Genomic DNA, 20,792 nt, shown 5'->3' on the forward strand with positions numbered 1-20,792 from the left:
AGCTTTCCGTGAAAGCACGCGGGCTCGCCGTCGACGGCGCGTTCGAGTTCACCCCGAACACCTTCCCCGACGACCGGGGGCTGTTCACCTCCCCCTTCCAGGAGGCGGCGTTCACCGAGGCCACCGGGCACCGGCTGTTCACCCCGGCGCAGACCAACCACAGCCGGTCGCGGGCCGGCGTCGTGCGCGGCGTGCACTTCACCACCACCCCGCCGGGGTGCGCCAAGTACGTGTACTGCCCGCGCGGCGCCGCCTTGGACTTCGTGGTCGACCTGCGGGTCGGCTCACCCACGTTCGGGCAGTGGGACGTGGTCCGCGTCGACCCGGTGGACTTCCGCGCCGTGTACTTCCCGGTGGGCCTGGGGCACGCGTTCGTGGCACTGGAGGACGACACGGTGATGTCCTACCTGGTGTCGTCGGCGTACGTGGCGGAGCACGAGCTGGCGGTGCACCCGCTGGACCCGGCGCTGGGCCTGGAGCTGCCCGACGGCCTCGAACCGCTGCTGTCGGACCGGGACACCGTCGCGCCGACCCTGGCCGAGGCCGAGGCGGCGGGCCTGCTGCCCCGGTACGAGGAGTGCCTGCGGCTGGACCGGGAGCTGACCGCGTGAGCGCGCGGGCGGTGGTCCTGGGCGGCACGGGGTTCATCGGCTCGGCGGTGCTGCACGCGCTGGCGCGCGACGGCCTGGCCGTGCGCGCGGTCGCCACCCGGCCGACCCCGCCGCCGCCGGGCGCGACGGCGTTCGAGGACGTGGTGCTGGACCTGACGGCGCCGGGCGCGCTGGCCGGGGTGGTGGCCGACGCGGACGTGGTGGTGTACGCGCTGGCCCACCGGTCGGGTTCGGGCTCGTGGCGGGCCGCGGACGGCGACACCGCGGCCGAGCGGGTCAACACCGGGTTGGTGCTCGACCTGGTCGACGTGCTGTCGGCGCGGGGCGGCCCGCCGCCGGTGGTGCTGTACGCGGGGACCAAGAGCCAGCTCGGGAACACCGACCGGGTCCGCATCGACGGTTCGGAGACCGACCGGCCGCGCACCCCGTACGGCAGGCAGAAGCTGGCCGCCGAGCTGGCGCTGACGGCGGCGGACGCGGACGGCGTGCTGCGGGCGGTCTCGCTGCGGCTGCCCACCACCTACGGCCACGTGCCGGGGTCGGGCGCGGTCGACCGGGGCGTGGTGTCGGCGATGGCGCGGCGCGCGCTGGCGGGCGAGCCGATCACCATGTGGCACGACGGGACGGTGCGGCGGGACCTGCTGCACGTCGCGGACGCGGCGGAGGCGTTCCGCCTGGCGCTGCGCCACGTCGACCGCCTGGCGGGCCGGCACTGGGTGATCGGCACCGGCCGCAGCGCACCCCTGGGCGAGGTGTTCCGGGAGGTCGCCGGCCTGGTGGCCGAGCTGACCGGGCGGGAGCCCGTGCCGGTGCGCTCGGTGCCCCCGCCGGGCGAGGTGGACCCCGGCGACCTGGAGAGCGTGGAGTTCGACGCCTCGGCGTTCACGGCCGTCACCGGGTGGCGGCCGCGCGTCCCGGCGGACGAGGGGTTGCGGGACACCGTGGCGCGGCTGGTGGCCGACGGCGTGGCGCACCGGTAGCGGAGTCGCGGGAGGACGGACGGCGCGGCGGGGGAACCCGTCGCGCCGTTCGGCGTGCCCGCGAGAAGTCGTTGCGGGACAACGAAGTCCGCGATCCGCAAGTGCTCAACGTTGCGCAGACCGGGCCCGCTGGCGGGCAGCAGGATTCTCCTCACAGCACAGAGCGAGGGGAGGTGACCACACATGAAGAAGCTCGTCGTCCGCCGCCTGGAGACCGTCAAGACCAGCGCCGCGACCTCCTGCTCGGTCGTCGTCGCCTGACGACACCCGGCAGCAGCCGAATGACGACCGGCGGGTCGGCGCGTGCGCCGGCCCGCCGGTTCCCCACGGAGGAGAAAGGACCGCACCGATGCCCGGTTACCCGCCCGACTCGGTGATCACCGTGCTGCCGTACTCGCATCGGCGCGAGGCCGACTCCGCGGTCATCGGCGACGTCGACCGCCAGGTCTTCCTGAGCATCCCCCCGGAGGCCCTCGACGTGCTGGAGTGGTTCGCCGAGGGCTGCACGCCCGCGGAGGCGAGCCGCCGCTACGAGGCGAAGCACGGCGAGACCGCCGACCTCGACGACTTCATCGACGCGATGGTCGCCGAGGGTTTCATCACCGTGGACGGCACGACCGGGGACGAGGCGGCGAGGACCGTCACGGCCACCGCCGCGGCAGGCACCGCGACCGGCGCCTCCGGCGCCGCCGCACCGGCCGGGGACCCGGCGCCGGGCCTGCGCTGGAAGAGCCACATGGAGTGGATCAGCCAGAAGACCGCGCGGCGGATCTTCTCGACCCCCGTCCTCGTGCTCGCCGGCCTGGTCATCGCCGCCGGTGTGCTGACCGCCGTGCTGAACCCGGGCATCATCCCCGGCGCCACGGTGCTGCTGTTCCCCGAGCACTTCGCCCTGCTCACCTGGGCGACCATGGCGATCATGATCGTGGGCATCTACATCCACGAGGTGGCGCACCTGGTGGCGGCCCGCGCGGCCGGCGTGCCCGCGCGCATCGGGATCGGCAGCAGGCTCTACATCCTGGTCGCCGAGACCGACATGAGCGGCATCTGGCTGGCGTCCAAGAAGGAGCGCTACGTCGCGTTCCTGTCCGGGCCCATCGTGGACGGCGTGTTCGGCTCGATCGCGATCATCCTGCTCAAGCTGATGGAGACCGGGGCGCTGTCGGTGCCCCAGGAGATCCAGTGGCTCACCGCGGCGGCGCTGTGGACCTACTTCGGCCGCCTGCTGTGGCAGTGCTTCTTCTTCATGCACACCGACTTCTACTACGTGATCACGACAGCGATCGGGACCCGGAACCTGATCAAGGACACCGAGAAGTGGATGCTCAACGGCCTGCGCAGGCTGTGGCGCTCCCCCAAGCGCGAGGACCTGTCCGACCTGAGCCCGCGCGAGATGAAGTCGGTGCGCTGGTACTCGGCGGTGTACCTGCTGGGCCGCGGCGTCACGATCGCCTCGCTGTTCGCGATCACCCTGCCCGTGCTGATCGGCTACCTGTCGCAGGCGTTCCTGTTCGCCACCGGCCAGGACAGCCGGATCAACTCGTTCGACTTCGCCACCATCGTGCTGGTGGCGGTGCTGCTCGACGGCGGCGGCCTGTTCGTGTCCACCCGCAACCTGCTCCGCAGGCGGCGCGCCCGCCGCGCGGAGCAGGCGCTGCACGGTGAGCGGCTGGCCGCGGCGCAGACGGCGGCGCGGGCGGGTGCGGTCGGCTCCTGACCACCCCCGCGGTGCGGGACGGGTTACCGTACCCGGGACACGACCCGCACTGTGGAGGCATGGACACGTGACCGCGGCCGGCATCACGACCCGAGAACTCAACCGCGCCCTGCTGGCACGCCAAGGACTCCTGGAACCGATCGACGACTCGGTCCCGGGAGTCCTCGCGCGCGTGGGGGCGGTGCAGGCGCAGAGCTGGCCCGCGGTCCCCGTCGCGGTGTGGACCAGGACCGCCGACCTCGCCCCGGAGGCGTTCCTCGGCGCGGTGGAGCGCGGCGAGCTGCTGCTCGCGACGCTGCTGCGCGGCACGCTGCACGTGGTGGCCGCCGAGCAGTACCCGGCGTACGCGGCGGTCACCGCCCTCACCGGCGCGGCCGACTGGCGACGCAAGACCGAGGGGCCGGCGCCGCTGATGGACCGCCTGCTGGACGAGCTGCGCGAGCACACCGCCGAACGGGCCCGCACCGCCGACGAGGTGTGCGCGTTCATCGAGGCGTTCCTGGAACGGCACCCCGACGCCACCACGGACGAGGAGATCGCGTTCCAGCGGCAGTACAAGTGGCGCCCCTTCCGGGGCGTGCCCGCGTTCGTGCGGGCCCCGGCCGACGGGGAGTGGGGCGCGAAGGCCCCGGAGGCGCTGCGCGCCGCTCCCCCGGCCGCCGAGGACCGGGACGCCGCCCTGGCGGAGGTGATCAGGGCGCACCTGCGCGCGTTCGGCCCCGCGGCGGCGGACGACGTGGCCACGTGGATCGGGCACCGCACCCCGCCCGTGCGCGACGCCCTCGCCGGCATGGACGACCTCGTCACGTTCTCCGAGGACGGCCGCCGCGTGCTGTACGACCTGCCCGACGCGCCCCGGCCGGGCGCGGACGCGCCCGCGCCGGTGAAGCTGCTGCCCGCCTTCGACAGCACGCTGCTGGCGTACCGGAGCACCCACCGGGAGCGCATCCTGCCCGCCGCGCACAAGGACGTCGTGTACGCGAAGTCCAACCTCCAGATCAAGCCGACCTTCCTGGTCGACGGCCTGGTGGCGGGCACGTGGGCGATCGCGGTCAAGCGGCGGGTGGCCACCGTCGCGCTGCGCCCGCTGGAGAAGCTGTCCGCGACGGACCGCGAGGCGCTGGAGGCGGAGGCGGTGCGGCTGGCCCGGTTCGCCCAGCCCGAAGCCAAGGACCACGCGGTCGTCGTGGAGGAGGGCTGACCACGGGCATGATGGGTCGACGGCACCGGCGGCGCGCACGGGGTGGGACGGTCTCGCACTGGTCGCGGGCCCGCTGGGCGCCACGGCGGGGGGCGGCTACCTGTGGCTGATCGGCCGGCAGGGGGGCGACCCCGTGGTCTGGTTCCCCACCACGCCGGTCGTCGGCGTGCTCCCCGCGGTCTGCGGCGCGGCGACGGCCGCCCCGCGCGGACCGCCGCGCTCGCGGTGTCCGGCACGATCCCGGTCGTGCCGGGGCTCGTGGGCATCTTCTCCGTCGGCCTGCCCGTCCTCGCCGCGGGCGTGCTCGTCCTGACCGCCGGCGCCCGGTCGCGCCGCCGGCCGCCCTCCTGGGGAACCGGCCGCGTCCAGGCCACCGGACCGGTCCCCGGGGCCCACCGCGAGGTCCTCAGGCCATCGCGGGCCGGGGCCGGGGCACCGGCCTGCCGTCGACCATCTCGTGCACCTCACCGCCGACCCGGCGCACCACCGCCGGGTCGTGGGTGACCACGAGCAGGGTGAGCCCGCGCTCCTCGCGCAGCTCCGAGAGCAGGTCGACCACGCTCGCCGCGACCGCCCGGTCCAGGGCGCTGGTCACCTCGTCGCACAGCAGCACGTCCGGGTCGGCGGCCAGGGCGCGGGCGATGGCGACCCGCTGGCGCTCGCCACCGGACAGGGCGGCGGGCAGCGAGTCGGCGTGCCGCTCGGTGAGGCCGACCCGGCGCAGCAGCCCGACCACCTCGCCGGTCACCGCCTCGTCGTCGGCGCACAGGCCGAACTGCTCCAGCGGCCGGGCGACGATGCGGCGCACGGTGTGCCGCGGGTTGAGCGAGTCGTAGGGGTTCTGCGGGACGAGCTGCACCCGGCGGAGCTGCTCGGCGTCGCGGCCGGCCACCAGCGGGGCCAGCGGCACGCCGTCGAGCAGGACGCCGCCCTCCGCGGGGGCCATGAGGCCAGCGACGACGCGCAGCAGGGTGGTCTTGCCGCAGCCGGAGGGCCCGACGAGGCAGACGCCGCCGCCGGCCGGGGCCCGCAGCGACGCCCGGTCCAGCACGACCCCGACGCCGCGCCGGCGGACGGTGACCCCGGAGACCACGAGCAGGTCGGGCGCCCCCTCGGGCGGTTCCCGGCGCACCGGGGCGTCCTCGGCGACCACGAGCTGCCTGGTGGCGGGGTGCGTCGGCGCGGTGAGCACCCGCGCGGCCGGCCCGGTCTCCACGACCCGGCCGCCGTCGACCACGGCGAGCCGGTCGGCGGCGGTCGCCAGTGCCGGCAGGTCGTGGGACACCAGCACGGCGGCGGCGCCGGAGACCCGGCACAGCTCGACGAACTCGGCGAGCAGCCGGTCGGCGTTGTCCGCGTCCAGGGCGCTGGTCGGCTCGTCCAGGACGACGACCGCCGGCCGGTGGGTGAGCGCGATGGCCAGCGCCAGGCGCTGGAGCTGACCGCCCGACATCTGGTGCGGACGGCGGTCCAGGAACGCGTCGTCGTCCGGCAGGTTCGCCCGGCGCAGCGCGGCCCTCGACAGGCCGTCGACCTCGCCCCGGGCCACGCCCCGGGCCCGCAGCACCTCGGCCAGCTGGGCGCGCACCCGCAGGTGCGACGGCAGCGCGGTGCGCGGGTCCTGGGCGACGTAGGCCGCGTGCCGGGCGCGCAGCAGGCGCAGCGCCCGGCCGGAGCGCGCCCCCAGGTCGTGCCCGGCGACCCGGGTGACGCCGCCGACGTGGACGAGCCCGGGGCGCAGGTGGCCGAGCAGGGCCAGGGCGATGGTGGTCTTGCCGCTGCCGGACGCGCCGACCAGGCCCAGCACCTCGCCCGGCCGCACGGCCAGGTCCACGCCGTCCACGACGACGCGGCCGGTGGCCGCCGCGGCGACGCGCAGGTCCACCACCTCGGCGGCCGACACCGGTCGGGGGTCGTCGGAGACGGGGCGCGCCACCCGCGCGCGGCGGGGTGGCCGGCGCGGCGAGCGGTCGACGGCCAGGCGGTCGGCCAGGGCGCTGGACAGGCTCAGCAGCACGACCAGCGCGGCCACCGGGGCCAGCACGGCGAGCGGCTGCAACGCCAGGCCGCCCCGGTTCTCGAAGATCATCAGCGCCCAGTCGGCGGTCGGCGGCTGCACCCCGAGGCCGAGGAAGCTCGCCGTGGCCACCGCGTACACCGCGGCGACGAACCGCACGCCGAGGTCGGCGGCCAGCACGGGACCGAGGTTGGGCAGCACCTCGCGCACGAGCACGGACCGGCCGGGCTCGCCGCGCGCCACCGCCACCTCGACGTAGTCGCGGGCCAGCGCGCCGGCGGTCGCGGTGCGCACCACGCGGACGATGTCGGGCAGCAGGACGACGGTGATCGCCACCGCCGCACCGCCCGTGCCGCGGCCGACGCCCGTGACGATCACGGTGAGCAGCACGATCGCGGGCAGGCCCATCAGCACGTCCGCGGTGCGCATGACGGTGTGGTCCACCCAGCCGCCCCGGTGCGCGGCGAGCATCCCGGCCGCCGTGGCGAGGGCGTAGGTGACCACCAGCACGGCCAGCGCCACGAGCACCAGCGTCCGGCCACCGTGCAGCAGCCTGCTCAGCACGTCCGCGCCCAGGTAGTCGGTGCCCAGCGGGTGCCCGGGCGCCGAGGGGGCGAACGGGAACGACACCGACTCGTCGGGCGCGTGCGGAGCCAGCAGCGGACCGAGCACGGCCACCAGCAGCACCAGGCCCAGGGGCACGACGAGGCCCCACGGCACCCGCGTGCCGCGCCGCGTCTGCGACGTCACCGGGTCACCCCCCGTTTCGGGTCGAGCAGGACGGCGAGCACGTCGCCGAGGAGGTTGAGCAGGACGGTCACCGCCGCCGCGACCAGCGCCACCGCCTGCACCACCGGGACGTCGCGCCCGGCCGAGGCGGTGACCAGGGCCGAGGCGAGCCCCGGGTAGCCGAACATCGTCTCGGCGATCAACGCGCCGCCGAGCAGGAACCCCGCGTAGCGGCAGAAGATCGGCAGGGCCGGTGGCAGCGCCGAGGGCAGCACGTAGCGCAGGACGACCCGGTGCTCGGGCACGCCGTTGAGCCGGGCGTTCTCCGCCGCGTCCCCCGCGGACACCTCCCGCACGCCCGCGCGCACCAGCCGCACGTTGTGGGCCAGGCACACCGCGAGCAGCGTGACCACCGGCAGCACCAGGATCTCCGGGGAGTCCAGCGGCTGCTGCCCCGGCGGCACGAACGACACCGCGGGCAGCACGCCCAGTTGCACGGCGAACACCACCACCAGCACGGTGCCGATGACGAACTCGGGCACGGACACCAGTCCCAGCGTCGCGCCCGACACGATCCGGTCGGCGGCGCGGCCGGCGCGCAGCGCGGACCACACGCCGAGGCCGATCGCCAGCGGCACCAGCAGCACCACGGCGAGCCCGCCGAGCAGGGCGGTGTTGCCCGCCCGCTCGGCGATCACGTCGGAGACCGGGCGGTGGCTGACGTAGGACACGCCGAAGTCGCCGCCCACCGCCCCCCACAGCCAGTCGAGGTAGCGCACCACCGCCGGGCGGTCGAGGCCCAGCTCGGTGCGCATCGCGACCACCGAGGCCGGGTCGGAGTCGGGGCCGAGCGCGGCGGTGGCGGCGTCGCCGGGAGCCAGCTCGGTCGCGGTGAACACGATCGCCGACACCGCCAGCAGCACCCCGAGCCCGGCCACCAGCCGGAGGGCGACGAGCCGGGGCAACCCCCCGGCCCGCCGCACCGCCACCTCCGCGGTCATGCCAGGAACGCGTCGCGGAAGCTGGGGAAACCGGGGTAGCCCAACGACTTCACGCCGTTGACCTTCGGGGTGCCCGCCGAGCAGATCGGCGCGCGGGCCCACACCAGGTCGCCGCCCTCTTCGCTGAGCAGCTCCTGGAGGTCGCCCATCGAGGTGCGCCGCTGCTCCTCGGTGACGGCGGTGCGCACCGAGGCGGCGAGCTGGTCGACCTTCTCCCCCGCCAGGCCGGTGAACGGCAGCAGCGCGTCGGAGCCGTAGAAGAACAGCACGTCCAGCGGCAGGGGCCGGGGCTTGCGGTTGGCCGACTGGAACTGCGCGCCGATGAACACCTTGTAGTCGGCGAGGAAGTCGGCGGCGGGCACCTTGTCCAGCTCGATGGTGATGCCGGCGGCCTTGGCGTGCTCGGCGAACGCGACGGCGCCCTCCGTGAGGCCGTACTCGTAGTCGCTGGTGCGGATCTTGAGCTTCAGGTCCGACATGCCGGCGTCCTTGAGCAGCTTCTTGGCGCGCTCCGGGTCGTACTCGCGCTGCGGCAGGTCCTCCGCGTAGTACGGCAGGTGCTTGCCGAACAGGTCGTTGCCCAGCTCGCCGAAGCCGAGGGTGACGTTGTCGACCATCTTCTGCCGGTCGACCGCGTACCGCAGGGCCTGGGTGATCCGCGGATCGGTGAAGGGCTCCTTGGTGCGCTTCATGGACGCGCCGAAGTTGGCCCACTCCCACTTGGGCGGCACGAACAGCTTCACGTCGGTGTTGTCGCGCTCCACGCGCGCCGAGGTCAGCGGGATGCTGGCGGCGTAGTCGAGCTGCCCGGCCTTGAGGGCGTTGAGCCGCGCCTCCGGGTCGGCGATGGACAGCAGCTCCAGCTCGTCGAGGTACGGGCCGCCCTCGGGGCGCCAGTAGTTCGGGTTGCGCTTGAGCAGGCCGCCCTTGCCCGGCTCCAGCCGGTCCACGGTGAACGGGCCGGAGCCGATGGCCTTGTCGAAGTCGGTCGTGTCCTTGGAGAACACGAACACGCCCTGGGTCAGGGCGAGGTCGAGGAAGCCGTGCGGGCGCAGCATCGGCAGCACGAGGGTGCGGTCGTCCTGGCGCTTGGCGTTGGCCAGGTCGATGTCCATCAGCAGCGGCGCGGTGTTGGACTGCTGGTCCACGTAGGTGCGCAGCGTGTGCAGCACGTCCTCGGACGTCATGGTGCGCCCGTCGTGGAACGTGATGCCCTCGCGGAGCCTGATGGTCCACTGGCTGCCGTCGGCGTTGGGGGCGATCTCCTCGGCGAGCACGAGGGTGGGCTTGCCGTCGGCGTCGATGTCGCACAGCACGTCGTAGACCACGCGCGTGCGGACGTAGTCGATCGGCGTGTTGGTGGACTTCAGGATGTTGGCGGTCTCGTTGCTGCCGCCGATGAACGCGGCCCGCATCCGACCGCCGCGCTTGGGCTCGACCGAGGGCGCCGTGCTCTGCGCCAGCGGTCCCGCGCCGGACCCGCCGCACGCCGCGAGGGCGCCCGGCAGCGTCGCGGCGAGCGACACACCGGCGAACCCGCGCAACAAGGCTCGCCGGTTAAAACCACGACCGTCCGACATGGACATCGCACCTCCTGATCCAGAGCAGGGTCGCGCTCGGCGACCGTCGGCGGCACGCTAGTGGCCGGCGCGGGCGGGCGACTGCTCAGAAGTAGGCATCCGGGACGACCTGTGATGCGCAGTTCGGCACAGACAGGCGCGGGCGGCGGCTGCGATCGTGCGGGCATGACCGAGCGATTGAAGGACGTGCCGGAGGACTTCACCCGCGTGCTGTGCGTGGTGGCCCACCCGGACGACATCGAGTTCTCCGGTGCCGGGGCGGTGGCGGCGTGGACCGCGGCGGGCAAGGAGGTGGCCTACGTCCTGGTGACCCGGGGCGAGGCGGGCATCGACGGCCTGGACCCGGCCGAGTCGGCGGAGGTGCGGGAACGGGAGCAGCGCGCCAGTGCCGAACTGGTGGGCGTGAAGGAGGTGGAGTTCCTGGACGGGCACCGCGACGGCGTGGTCGAGGAGGGGGTGGCGCTGCGCCGCGACCTGGCCGCCGCGATCCGCCGCCACCGGCCGGAGCTGGTGGTGGGCTACAACCACCGGGACGAGACGTTCACGAACCGGTGGAACAGCGCCGACCACCGCGCCGTGGGCCGCGCCCTGCTCGACGCGGTGGCCGACGCCGGCAACCGCTGGATCTTCCCCGAGGCGGGCGAGCGCTGGGCGGGCGTGCGCCACGTGGCGATGCTGGCCTCGCCCCGGCCGACGCACGCGGTGGACGTGAGCGGGTCGGTCGACCTGGCCGTCGCGTCCCTGGAGGCGCACCGCGCCTACCTGGACGCGCTGGGCGCCACCGACGTGCGGACCCCGTTGACGGGGCTGTTCGAGGCCAACGGTCAGCGCTACGACGGGCGACCGGCGATCACGCTGGAGTTCGTCAGCGGCGGCTGACCGGGGTGGCCGGTCCCGGGTGTTCAATTCTGGGCATCACCGCACGCCGGCCGGGTGCCACCCTCTGCCCATGCCTGCGATCCCATACCTGAAGTACGAGAACGCCGCCGCCGCGCTGGACTGGCTCAGCACCACGTTCGGCTTCACCGAGGACAAGCGCTACGCGCACGAGGACGGCACCGTCTTCCACGCCGAGATGAGCACGCCGCTCGGCGACCCCGTCTACCTGGCGGGGCCGGGCGGCGAGTACCGCAACCCGCGCAACAGCGGCGCGGTCAACGCCATGGTCTCGGTCGACGTGGCGGACGCCGACGCGTTGCACGAGCGGGTGACCGGCGCGGGCGGCGAGGTCGCGTTCCCGCCCACCAACACCCCGCAGGGCATGCGGGTGTTCAAGGTGGTGGACGTGGAGGGCCACGAGTGGTTCTTCAACCAGCGGCTCGACGGGGCCGCCTGAGGCGGGTCCGGAACGACGTGGGGCCCCCGACCGGTCGGTCGGGGGCCCCACGTCGTTCCGGTGCGGCGGCGGCGCGCATTCCAGACGATATGGGATATTCCCCCGTCCGTCGTCACCCGTTCGGAGCCTTCCATAGCCCATGAATTCGCAATACCTTCGGATGCGGATTGCGATGACGACAACCCGTCGCAAATCCGCACGATACGGGGGCCTGGGGGCTGAAAATACCGATCACCTTCCGCGCGTTCCGACGGAATCGACCTGGCACGACTTCGGGAAAATGGTCGCGAATCCGTCGATGGCACCGCCGTGCACCCGCGACCCGGTCCAGGTCGTTGTTGACGAGCACGCCCGGTGAGGTGGACAGATGTTCGAACTGGTCGTGGGGGGCCGCACCAGATGAACCGGAAGAGCTCGGCACGGTTTTCCGCCCGCATCCCGCAGTGGGGCTGCGCAACGGTCGAGAGAGGTAAGAGCCACCGGTATGCGCAGATCGGATTGGTTCCGGCTGATCACCCTCGGCGCCTTGTGGGGCGCTTCGTTCATCTTCCTGCGGGTGCTCGCGCCCGTGCTCGGCGCGGCGACCACCGCCGGGGTGCGCGTCGGCCTGGGCGGACTGGCTTTCCTGCCCTACTTCGCCGTCGTGCGGTTCCGGCCCCGCTGGCGGGCGCACTGGGTCGTCTACGCGGTCGTGGCGGTGTTCAACGTCGCCGCGCCCATGCTGCTGTTCTCCTACGCCGCCGTGCACATCCCGGCGTTCTACTCGGTCACCATCAACTCCAGCACGCCGCTCTTCGGCACGCTCCTGTCCGCGGCGTTCCTCGCGCAACGCCTCACGGCGCGCGGGATCGCGGGGCTCGTCCTGGGCATGGTCGGGGTCGCGCTGATCACCGGTGGGGGCGCGGCCGTCCAGGGCTCACCGGTGTTCTGGGCCTCCATCGCGGCCTGCCTCGCCGCGTCGGCGCTCTACGCGCTGTCGGGCGTCTACGTGAAGCGGTTCGCGCCGCACGTCGACCCGATCGGCACCGCCGGGTGCTCGCAACTGCTGGCCGGGCTGATCCTGCTGCCCTTCTGGGTGGTGGACGTCCCGCACGTCGAGCCGACCGCCCGGATCGTGCTCAGCATGGCCGCGCTGGCGGTGCTGTGCACGACCGTCGGGTTCCTGCTCTACTTCCGGCTGGTCCGGGACGTCGGCCCGGCGCGGGCGATGATGGTCGCGCTGCTGACGCCGCTGTTCGGCGTGGTCTGGGGCGGGCTGTTCCTCGGCGAGGCGCCGACCGCCTCCGCCGCCGCGGGGTGCCTGCTGGTGATCGTGTCGGCGGGCCTGGTCCTGGTCCGGACCGGGGCACCCGTGCCGGTCGGGGTCCCCGAGCGGCGCTGACGGACTCGCCGGCAGGTCCGCCGTGGGGGTCGCCGAGGCGTTCGCCGAGGGGACCGCGGTGAACGCGCGGCGGGGCGACCTGACCGCGCGGGTCAGCCCCGACGACCACCGGGCGCTGATGGGTTCCTTCCCCACCGGTGTCGCCGTGGTGACGGCGGTGGGCGCGGACGGCGAGCCGCGGGGCATGACGTGCACCTCGCTGGCCAGCGTGACGCTGGACCCGCCCACCCTGCTGGTGTGCCTCGACACCGCGCGCCGCACCACGGCCGCGGTGCGGCGGGGCAGGTTCGGGGTGAACCTGCTGCACGCGGCGGGCCGCCGTGCCGCCGAGGTGTTCTCCTCGCCCGTGCCCGACCGGTTCGGCGCGGTGCTCTGGCGGAGCGCGGCCGGGACCGGGATGCCCTGGCTGTTCGAGGACTCGCTCGCGTTCGCGGGGTGCGTCGTGCGCGAGAGCACGGTCGTCGGCGACCACGTCGTGGTGCTGGGCGAGGTGTCGGAGATCAACTGGAGCGGCGGGACGCCGCTGATGTACGGCAGGCGGGAGTTCTCCACCTGGGCCCCGTGACGGCCGGGCCGAGTGCTCCCACGCGGAACAACGGAGGTCTTTGCGTGTCCGATCGGATCGGGAAAATCCTCATCGTGGGTGGCGGGACCGCGGGCTGGATGGCGGGTTCCTACCTCGGCAAGGCGTTGAGCGGCACCGCCGAGGTCACCGTGCTGCAAGCGCCGGACATCCCGACGCTGGGAGTCGGCGAGGCCACCATCCCCAACCTCCAGACCGCGTTCTTCGACTTCCTCGGCATCCCCGAGGACGAGTGGATGCGGGAGTGCAACGCCAGCTACAAGGCGGCCATCAAGTTCATCAACTGGCGCACCCCCGGACCGAGCAGCCCGCACGCACGCCCGCTGGACGACGGCAGCGGCCGCGGCGACCACTTCTACCACTCCTTCGGCCTGCTCAAGTTCCACGAGCGGATCCCCCTGTCCCACTACTGGTTCCACCGCCGCCGGCACGGCGCGACCGACGAGCCGTTCGACTACGCCTGCTACAAGGAGCCCGCGCTGCTCGACGCGGGCAAGTCGCCGCGCAGGCTCGACGGCACGCCGGTCACCAACTACGCCTGGCACTTCGACGCCCGGCTGGTCGCGGACTACCTGCGACGCTTCGCCACGGAGAAGCTCGGCGTGCGGCACGTCGAGGACCGGGTCGAACGCGTCACGCGCGACGCCAACGGCCTGATCGAGTCGGTCACCACGGCGACCGGGCGCACCTTCACCGCGGACCTGTTCATCGACTGCTCGGGGTTCCGGGGGCTGCTCATCAACAAGGAGCTGGGCGAGCCGTTCCTGGACATGAGCGACCACCTGCTCAACAACAGCGCGGTCGCCTCGGCGGTCCCCCACGACGACGAGGCCGACGGCGTCGAGCCCTACACCTCGTCCATCGCCATGAGCGCCGGGTGGACGTGGAAGATCCCCATGCTCGGCCGCTTCGGCACCGGGTACGTGTACTCCAGCGACTTCATCGACCAGGACGACGCGGTGCGCGAGTTCTGCGCGCTGTGGGGCCTGGACCCGGACACCGCACCGCTCAACAAGATCCGCTTCCGCGTCGGGCGCAACCGGCGCGCGTGGGTCGGCAACTGCGTGAGCATCGGCACGTCCTCGTGCTTCGTGGAACCGCTGGAGTCCACCGGCATCTACTTCACCTACGCCGCACTGTTCCAGCTGGTCAAGCACTTCCCGGACAAGGGCTTCAACCCGGTGCTGATCGACCGGTTCAACCGCGAGATCGAGACCATGTTCGACGACACCAGGGACTTCATCCAGGCGCACTTCTACTTCTCGCCCCGCGACGACACCCCGTTCTGGCGGGCGAACAAGGAGCTGCGGCTGGCCGACAGCATGCGGGAGAAGGTGGAGGCCTACCGCGCGGGCCTGGCGATCAACCCGCCCGCCTCGGACGACGCGCAGCACTACTACGGCAACTTCGAGGAGGAGTTCCGCAACTTCTGGAACAACAGCAACTACTACTGCGTGCTGGCGGGTCTCGGGGTGGTGCCGGACGCGCCGTTACCGCTGCTGGAGCACATGCCCGAGGCGACCCGGACCGTGGAGCCGGTCTTCGACGACATCAGGCGGCAGCGGGAGCGGCTGCTCGACGAGCTGCCGAGCACCTACGAGTTCCTGCTGCGGCAGCACGGCCGCTGATCCGCCACCGCGGACCGCGGGGAACGCGGTGCCCGGGTCGGCCTGGTCGCCGACCCGGGCACCGCGTTCCCGCCGCGTCGCCGGTCTAGTCGGCCGGCGGGTAGACCACGTCACCGGAGCGGGCGTCCACCAGGCCGATCGCCTCGACCGGGCAGGACTCCGCCGCGTCGAGCAGCGCGTCCTCCCGGTCGACCTCCTCGCTCACGACCCGGGCCGGGGTGCCCGCGCGCACCTCGAACCGCCCCGGCGCGAGCGCCTGGCAGATGCCCGAGCTGATGCACGAGTCCTGGTCGAGGGACACCTTCCACCTGGTGGTCGTCATCACCACTCCACCGGCAGGCCCTGGAGGCTGTGGATGACGGCGTTCTTGCGCCACGGCAGCTCCGACTCGTCGACCGCGAGGCGCAGCGTCGGGAACCGGGCGAACAGCGACCCCAGGCCGACCTGCATCTCGATGCGGGCGAGCTGCGCGCCGACGCAGTGGTGCGCGCCGTGGCCGAAGCTGGTGTGCGGGCCGGGCGCCCGGGTGATGTCGAAGCGGTCCGGGTCGGCCCACACCTCGTCGTCGCGGTTGGCGGAGTTGGTGACGGCGATGACGCCGTCACCCGCCCGGATGAGCGTGCCGCCGACCTCCACGTCCTCGGTCGCGACCCGCATCAGGCCGCCCGCCGCGCCGCCGGGGATGAACCTCAGCAGCTCCTCCACGGCGGCGGGGACCCGGCTGGGGTCCTCGCGCAGCAGCGCGAGCTGGTCGGGCCGGCCGAGGAGGATCAGCACGGCGTTGGCGAGCCGGTTCGACGTCGTCTCGTAGCCCGCCACGATCAGGCCGCCCGCGAAGGAGACCAGCTCGCGCTCGGTCAGCGCGTCGTTGTCCTGGTGGGCGATGAGCACGCCGAGCAGGTCGTCGCTGGGGTTCGCACGGCGGGCCTGCACCATCGCCGCGAGGTAGCCGATGAGCGCGTTGCGGGCCGCGACGGCCTCGTCGAGCTTGTCGGCGGTGCTGTGGAACATGGCGTCCGACCAATGCCGGAACCGGTCGCGGTCCTCGCGCGGCACCCCGAGCAGGTCGCAGATGGTGATGATCGGCAGCTGGGAGGTGTAGAGGCCCACGAGGTCCGCGGGCGGGCCGGCCGCCTCCACCTGCGACAGCAGGTCGTCCACGGTGGCCTGCACCCGGCCGCGCATGGCCTCCATGCGGCGGGCGGTGAACGCGGGCGCGACCAGCCGGCGCAGCCGGGCGTGGTCCGCGCCCTCCTTGCTGACGATGGACTCGGGGTCGCCCTCGACGCCGGGCATCAGGCGCGGTGCGCCGGGCAGGGTCGCGGCGGCGCGGCTGAACCTCGGGTCGGCGAACACGGCGCGCACGTCGGCGAACCTGGTCACCAACCAGGCCGCGTCACCGCTGGGCAGGCGCACCCGCATCACCGGCTGCTCCTCGCGCATCCGCCGGTACTCCGGGGACGGGTCGAGCGCGGAGGTGATCGGGAACGGGAAGGGCGGGTCGGTGGGGGCGGCGGTGGTGGTCGCCTCGGCCTGGGTCATGGCGGTGCTCCTCGGTGCTGCCGGGTACGGGGTGCTACCAGGTGACGGGGAGGCTGTGCACCCCGTGGACGAACATGTCGGTTCGGAAGGGGACCTCGTCGAGGTCGACGGCCAGCCGCAGGCCCGGGGCGCGCTCGGCCAGAGTCGTCCAGAGCAGGCCGAGCTGGAGCCGGGCCAGCAGCTGGCCGAGGCACTGGTGCAGCCCGAACCCGAAGGCCAGGTGGCCGCGCACGTCGCGGGTGATGTCGAACCGGTCCGGGTCGGGGTAGACCTCGGCGTCGCGGTTGGCCGAGGACAGGACCACCACGACGCCCTCGCCGGCGCGGATGGTCGTGCCGCCGACGACGACGTCCTCGGTGGCCACGCGGCGCAGGCCGTAGTCGATGACCGTCTGGTGGCGCGCCAGCTCCTCCACCGCGGGGACGACGAGCCCGGGTTCCGCGCGCAGGCGGGCGAACTGGTCGGGGTGGGTCAGCAGCAGCAGCGTGCCGACGCCGATCTGGTTCGCGATGGTCTCGAACCCGGCGATCATCAGCAGGGTGGCGACGCCGACGACCTCGTCGTGGGTCAGGCCGCTGCGGTCCCGGTCGCGCGACATCCTGCCCAGCAGGTCGTCGGTCCCGGCGGCGTGCTTGTCGGTGACCAGCCGGTCCAGGTACTCGCGCAGCTCGTCGCGCACGACCTGCCGGGCGGCGGGCGACGCCTCCTGGTCGCCGATGACCGCGGTGCGGTCCTGGAAGAACCCCCGGTCGTCGTAGGGCACGCCGAGCAGCTCGCAGATCACCAGCGTCGGCAGGGGCAGCGCGAGGGCCTGCACCAGGTCGGCGGGCGACGGGCCGGCCAGCATGGCCGACACCAGGTCGTCGACGATCGTCGTGATGGCCGGGCGCATCTCCTCGACCCGCCGGGGCCGGAACTCCTCCAGCACCGCGCGCCGCAGCCGGGTGTGGTCGGGGGCGTCCATGCGGATGAACGTGCCGGGGCCCGGCGGGCGCACGGTCATCCGGGCGGGGAAGCCGGGGCGGGAGAAGTCGGAGCTGAAGCGGGGGTCGGCCAGCACCGCGCACGCGTCGGCGTGCCGCGTGACCAGCCAGACGTCGCTGCCGTCGAAGTCCAGGCGCGAGCGGCTGATCGGGGCGTGGGCGCGCAGCTCGGCGTACTCCTCCGCCGGGTGCGTCGGGCGGCTGCGCGGGATGGGGTAGCGCTCGGCCACCACCGGCGCGCCGGGTGCGGGAGCCGGGTCCATGGGTGCCTCTCCTCCACGGGGACGGGCGGGCGTGGCGCGCGACCACGCCCGCCGCGCCCGGTCACTCGAAGTCGTAGTCGAACCGGTAGGCGGCGTTGCCGCTGTCGGAGTGCTTCGCCACGAAGCCGCCCTTGCCGGTCAGGCCGGCCAGCCCCCCGGTGCCGGAGCCCGGCACGACCGTGAACTCGACGGTCGCCTGCTCGCCGTCCAGCTCGCCGGTGTGGTGGAGCACGAACGTGCCCTTGCGGTCGCCGATGCGGCCGACCACGTGCTCCAGGCCGACGAACGTCGTGGACTCGTCGCTGCGGTAGGCCATGACGTACTCCTTGAGCCCGCTGCCCTCGACGTCGCCCTCGAAGACGTAGCGGATCGTGGAGCGGGTCAGCTTGATCCCGTCCTCCTCGGAGAACGTGGTCTCGTCCCAGCTGCGCAGCAACAGGTCACCGGTCGCGGTGAAGCCCATGATGTTCCTCCTACTCGAAGTGCCGGTCAGGGAGCGGAGCCCGCCGTCTCGGTGGATTCGGCCGCCTGGGCGGACTCGGCGAACCAGTTCCGCATGCCGCCCTCGATCCCGGCGACCTGCCGCCAGATCAACCCGTCGCGCAGCACGTAGGCGCCGAAGCCGAGTTCGCGCTCGCCGCGCACGCTCATGTGGGCGCGCACGAAGATGGTGTCCTCGGTGTGGGTGTACTCCAGCAGTTCCTCGTACTTCGCGGCGATGTCCATGTACCGGCCGAAGGTCTCGCGGATCTCGTCGATGCCGTTGAGCACGCCCTGGAAGCGGACCACGACCGCCTCGGGGTGGTAGGTCTCGACGAGACCGGCGATGTCCGCGTTCTGCAGGCACTCGATCTGCCGGGCGAACAGCGGGTGGACTCGGGACAGGTCCAGGTCGGCCACGGTGGGTCCTCCTCGCGCGGTGGGCACCCCCCGACTGCGGGGGCGCTCAGGAGGTTGGCACGCGGTTCCGGGCCCCGTCTGCGCACTGTTGAGCGCTTCGGCCCAGCAGGTCCTCCCGCACGGCCCGCATCAGCGCGGGCGGCGCGCCCCGCAGGTAGAAGTGGTCCCCGGCGAACGTGCGGAGGCTGAACGCGCCGCGCGTGACGTCGCGCCACGCGGCCAGCTCGTCCACGTGCGCCTCCGGGTCGGCGTCGCCGGTCATGGCCGACACCGGGCAGGTCAGCGCCGGTCCGGGCAGCGGGACGTAGGTCTCGTTCAGCTCGAAGTCGGCGCGCAGGGCGGGCACGAACAGGCGCGCCAGGCCGGGTTCCGCGAGCAGTTCGGGGGCGGTGCCGCCGAGGCCGGCGAGGGCGGTCAGGAACGCGGCCTCGGGCAGGTCGTGGCGCGGCCCGTGGCGGGCGGGCAGGTGCGGCGCGCGGCGGCCGGACGCGAACAGCCGGACCGGCGGGTCGACGCCCCGCGCCACCAGCGCGCGGGCCGCCTCGTAGGCCACGACCGCGCCGGTGCTGTGCCCGAACAGGGCGTACGGCCGGTCCAGCGCCGGGGCGAGGGCGTCCACCAGTTCGGGCACCAGCGTGGCCATCCGGCGGTGCGCGGGTTCGCGCAGCCGGGACTCGCGGCCCGGCAGCAGCACCGGCCACACCGCGACCTCCGGGCCCAGCGGCTCCCGCCACGGCCGGAACCCGGTCGTGCCGCCGCCCGCGTGGGCGAAGCACAGCAGCAGGACCCGGGCCTCCGCTCCCCCGGCGTCCCGGGGCACCCACGGCGCGGTCACCGCGTCACCTCCGGGTCGGTGATCACCAGGGACGTGGTGACGCCGCCGAACCCGAACCCGTTCGACAGCGCGACCCGCGCCCGCACGTCCTCGGCCCGGTCGCCGGTGTAGCGCAGGCCCGGTTCGACGGGGTCGCGCAGGTTGGGGTTGGGGTGCAGGAAGCCGCCGCGCAGCTGCGCGACCACGGCCACCGCCTCCAGCACCCCGGCGGCGTGCAGGCAGTGCCCCGTCAGCGCCTTGGTGGCGTTGACGCGCGGCCCGTCGCCGAACACGCGCAGCAGGGTCCCGGCCTCGGTGCGGTCGCCCAGCGGGGTGCCGGTGGCGTGGGCGTTGACGTAGTCGACGTCCGCCGGGTCGAGGCCGGCCGCCTTGAGCGCGGCGGTCACCACCTCCACCTGGTCGTCCGCGCTCGGGTGGGCGAGGCTCGTGCCCGCCATGCGCGCCGCGTGCCCGGCCAGGGCGGCCAGCGCGGGCGCGCCCCGGCGCTCGGCGGACCCGGGCCGCTCCAGGACCACGGCCGCGCACGCCTGGCCGGGCACGAACCCGCGGTGCCCGCGGTCGAACGGCCGGCACAGCGCCGCCGGGTCCGCCCCCTCGTCCAGGGCGGCCACCGCGCCGAGGTTGACCAGGGCCTGCCGCTCCAGCCGGGACGGGTCCGCCACGGGTCCCACGACGAGCACCGCGTCGGCCGCGTCGCAGGCGAGCAGCCGGGACGCGGTGATCAGGGCGACGTTCCCGCTGGCGGACGCCCCGCCGGCGGTCAGCCCCTCGCCGCGCAGCGCGAACACCTCGGTGAGCACGCCGAGCAGGTCGGTGTCCATCAGGTGCAGGGCGGCCCGACCGGGGACGAACGCCGGGTCGGCGGCCAGCTTGCGCGCCACGTCGTCGGCGTAGCCACCGGTCAGGTTGTGCCCGGCGACCACGACGGCGACCCGGTCGGCGGGCAGCGGGGCGCGGTCCAGGGCCGCTTCCCGCCACGCCTGCGCGACCGTGGCCACCGCGGTCCGGACACCCGGCGGGGCGCGGTGGGCGGCCCGCCGGGCCCGGTCCCGCACGCCGTCGTCGGCGTGCGCCGCGACCAGCGCGGCGGCCAGGTCGACCGGTGGCAGGGGCGCGCCCGCGCGGGAGCCGTCGAGGTCGTCCACGACCCGCACCACTCCGCGCGCGCCCGCGCGCAGCCGGTCGGCGAAGGTCGGCACGTCGTCGGCGACGGCGCAGCGCACCCCCGTCCCGGTGATCACCGGGACGGGGGTGCCGGGAGGGGTCATACCCGCTCCGCCAGCAGGTCGACCAGCGAGCGGATGTCGGACACGTGCTGGAAGTCCATCACCGGCACGACCACGTTCAGTCGCTCCATGGTCATGGTGACGACCTCGGCCCGGTCGATGCTGTTCGCGCCCAGGTCGGACATCGCCGCGTCGATGGTGACGCGCTCGCGCGGGATGTCCGGCACCACGGTGAGCAGGTTGTCCCGCACCACCGCGAAGATCTCGTCGTGGGTCATG

20 protein-coding genes are annotated in these 20,792 nt (G+C 73.9%); 9 read left to right on the forward strand and 11 right to left on the reverse strand.

Translation table 11 applies throughout. From position 1 onward, the window contains the following. The first annotated feature begins 8 nt into the window (after positions 1–8). The 4 genes from CKY47_RS06335 (at position 9) to CKY47_RS06350 (ending at position 4,509) form a co-directional block, all read left to right on the forward strand. Positions 9–611, forward strand: coding sequence for a dTDP-4-dehydrorhamnose 3,5-epimerase family protein (locus tag CKY47_RS06335; RefSeq protein WP_306744702.1), 603 nt, complete (start codon positions 9–11; stop codon positions 609–611). Next, positions 608–1,591: an NAD-dependent epimerase/dehydratase family protein gene (locus tag CKY47_RS06340; RefSeq protein WP_306744703.1), complete on the forward strand. Its 984-nt coding sequence runs from the start codon at positions 608–610 to the stop codon at positions 1,589–1,591. The genes CKY47_RS06335 and CKY47_RS06340 overlap by 4 nt, the downstream gene beginning before the upstream one ends. A gap of 349 nt (positions 1,592–1,940) precedes the next feature. After that, a complete protein-coding gene (locus CKY47_RS06345; protein WP_306744704.1) occupies positions 1,941–3,308 on the forward strand; it encodes a zinc metalloprotease in 1,368 nt (455 codons plus the stop codon). A 67-nt stretch (positions 3,309–3,375) separates the two neighbouring features. Next, positions 3,376–4,509, forward strand: a complete 1,134-nt coding sequence (locus tag CKY47_RS06350) for a winged helix DNA-binding domain-containing protein (protein ID WP_306744705.1) — start codon at positions 3,376–3,378, stop codon at positions 4,507–4,509. Between the two features lie 406 nt (positions 4,510–4,915). On the opposite strand, the gene CKY47_RS06355 is transcribed toward CKY47_RS06350, so the two are convergent. Genes CKY47_RS06355 through CKY47_RS06365 form a run of 3 tightly spaced genes read right to left on the reverse strand, consistent with a single transcriptional unit; the run spans position 4,916 to position 9,842 of the window. Continuing rightward, positions 4,916–7,276, reverse strand: coding sequence for an ABC transporter ATP-binding protein/permease (locus tag CKY47_RS06355; RefSeq protein ID WP_306744707.1), 2,361 nt, complete (start codon positions 7,274–7,276; stop codon positions 4,916–4,918). Beyond that, positions 7,273–8,256, reverse strand: coding sequence for an ABC transporter permease (locus CKY47_RS06360; RefSeq protein WP_306744708.1), 984 nt, complete (start codon positions 8,254–8,256; stop codon positions 7,273–7,275). Before CKY47_RS06360 ends, CKY47_RS06355 begins: the two co-directional genes overlap by 4 nt. Further along, a complete protein-coding gene (locus CKY47_RS06365) occupies positions 8,253–9,842 on the reverse strand; it encodes an ABC transporter substrate-binding protein (protein ID WP_306744709.1) in 1,590 nt (529 codons plus the stop codon). The genes CKY47_RS06360 and CKY47_RS06365 overlap by 4 nt, the downstream gene beginning before the upstream one ends. A gap of 159 nt (positions 9,843–10,001) precedes the next feature. Between CKY47_RS06365 and CKY47_RS06370 the strand changes: the two genes are divergently transcribed. The 5 genes from CKY47_RS06370 (at position 10,002) to CKY47_RS06390 (ending at position 14,764) form a co-directional block, all read left to right on the forward strand. Beyond that, positions 10,002–10,715 carry a PIG-L deacetylase family protein gene (locus tag CKY47_RS06370; RefSeq protein ID WP_306744710.1) on the forward strand — a complete coding sequence of 238 codons (714 nt, stop codon included), beginning with the start codon at positions 10,002–10,004 and terminating at the stop codon, positions 10,713–10,715. A 70-nt stretch (positions 10,716–10,785) separates the two neighbouring features. Continuing rightward, positions 10,786–11,172: a VOC family protein gene (locus CKY47_RS06375; RefSeq protein ID WP_306744711.1), complete on the forward strand. Its 387-nt coding sequence runs from the start codon at positions 10,786–10,788 to the stop codon at positions 11,170–11,172. Positions 11,173–11,656: 484 nt separating this feature from the next. Next, entirely contained in the window at positions 11,657–12,553 is an 897-nt protein-coding gene (locus CKY47_RS06380; RefSeq protein WP_306744712.1) for a DMT family transporter, read from the forward strand. Positions 12,554–12,575: 22 nt separating this feature from the next. Beyond that, positions 12,576–13,118, forward strand: coding sequence for a flavin reductase family protein (locus CKY47_RS06385; protein ID WP_306744713.1), 543 nt, complete (start codon positions 12,576–12,578; stop codon positions 13,116–13,118). A gap of 44 nt (positions 13,119–13,162) precedes the next feature. Next, on the forward strand, positions 13,163–14,764 hold the full coding sequence (locus tag CKY47_RS06390; protein WP_306744714.1) for a tryptophan halogenase family protein: 1,602 nt from the start codon (positions 13,163–13,165) through the stop codon (positions 14,762–14,764). An 85-nt stretch (positions 14,765–14,849) separates the two neighbouring features. Here the strand turns inward: CKY47_RS06390 and CKY47_RS06395 are convergent, their stop codons facing one another. The 8 genes from CKY47_RS06395 to CKY47_RS06430 form a co-directional block, all read right to left on the reverse strand. Next, positions 14,850–15,086, reverse strand: coding sequence for a ferredoxin (locus tag CKY47_RS06395; protein WP_306744715.1), 237 nt, complete (start codon positions 15,084–15,086; stop codon positions 14,850–14,852). Beyond that, positions 15,086–16,306: a cytochrome P450 gene (locus CKY47_RS06400; RefSeq protein WP_306744716.1), complete on the reverse strand. Its 1,221-nt coding sequence runs from the start codon at positions 16,304–16,306 to the stop codon at positions 15,086–15,088. The genes CKY47_RS06395 and CKY47_RS06400 overlap by 1 nt, the downstream gene beginning before the upstream one ends. A 34-nt stretch (positions 16,307–16,340) precedes the next feature. Continuing rightward, a complete protein-coding gene (locus tag CKY47_RS06405) occupies positions 16,341–17,552 on the reverse strand; it encodes a cytochrome P450 (RefSeq protein ID WP_306744717.1) in 1,212 nt (403 codons plus the stop codon). A 61-nt stretch (positions 17,553–17,613) separates the two neighbouring features. Beyond that, the gene (locus CKY47_RS06410; RefSeq protein WP_306744718.1) at positions 17,614–18,015 is read right to left on the reverse strand and encodes a DUF3224 domain-containing protein; all 402 of its coding nucleotides are present in this window, start codon (positions 18,013–18,015) and stop codon (positions 17,614–17,616) included. A 26-nt stretch (positions 18,016–18,041) separates the two neighbouring features. After that, entirely contained in the window at positions 18,042–18,452 is a 411-nt protein-coding gene (locus CKY47_RS06415; protein ID WP_306744719.1) for a nuclear transport factor 2 family protein, read from the reverse strand. Positions 18,453–18,498: 46 nt separating this feature from the next. Continuing rightward, on the reverse strand, positions 18,499–19,287 hold the full coding sequence (locus CKY47_RS06420; protein WP_306744720.1) for a thioesterase II family protein: 789 nt from the start codon (positions 19,285–19,287) through the stop codon (positions 18,499–18,501). Next, on the reverse strand, positions 19,284–20,555 hold the full coding sequence (locus tag CKY47_RS06425) for a beta-ketoacyl synthase N-terminal-like domain-containing protein (protein WP_306744721.1): 1,272 nt from the start codon (positions 20,553–20,555) through the stop codon (positions 19,284–19,286). The genes CKY47_RS06420 and CKY47_RS06425 overlap by 4 nt, the downstream gene beginning before the upstream one ends. Continuing rightward, positions 20,552–20,791: a phosphopantetheine-binding protein gene (locus tag CKY47_RS06430; protein ID WP_306744722.1), complete on the reverse strand. Its 240-nt coding sequence runs from the start codon at positions 20,789–20,791 to the stop codon at positions 20,552–20,554. The genes CKY47_RS06425 and CKY47_RS06430 overlap by 4 nt, the downstream gene beginning before the upstream one ends. Position 20,792: the final 1 nt, after the last annotated feature.

Source organism: Saccharothrix longispora (assembly GCF_030852425.1).
In the GTDB taxonomy this organism is placed as follows: domain Bacteria; phylum Actinomycetota; class Actinomycetes; order Mycobacteriales; family Pseudonocardiaceae; genus Actinosynnema; species Actinosynnema longispora.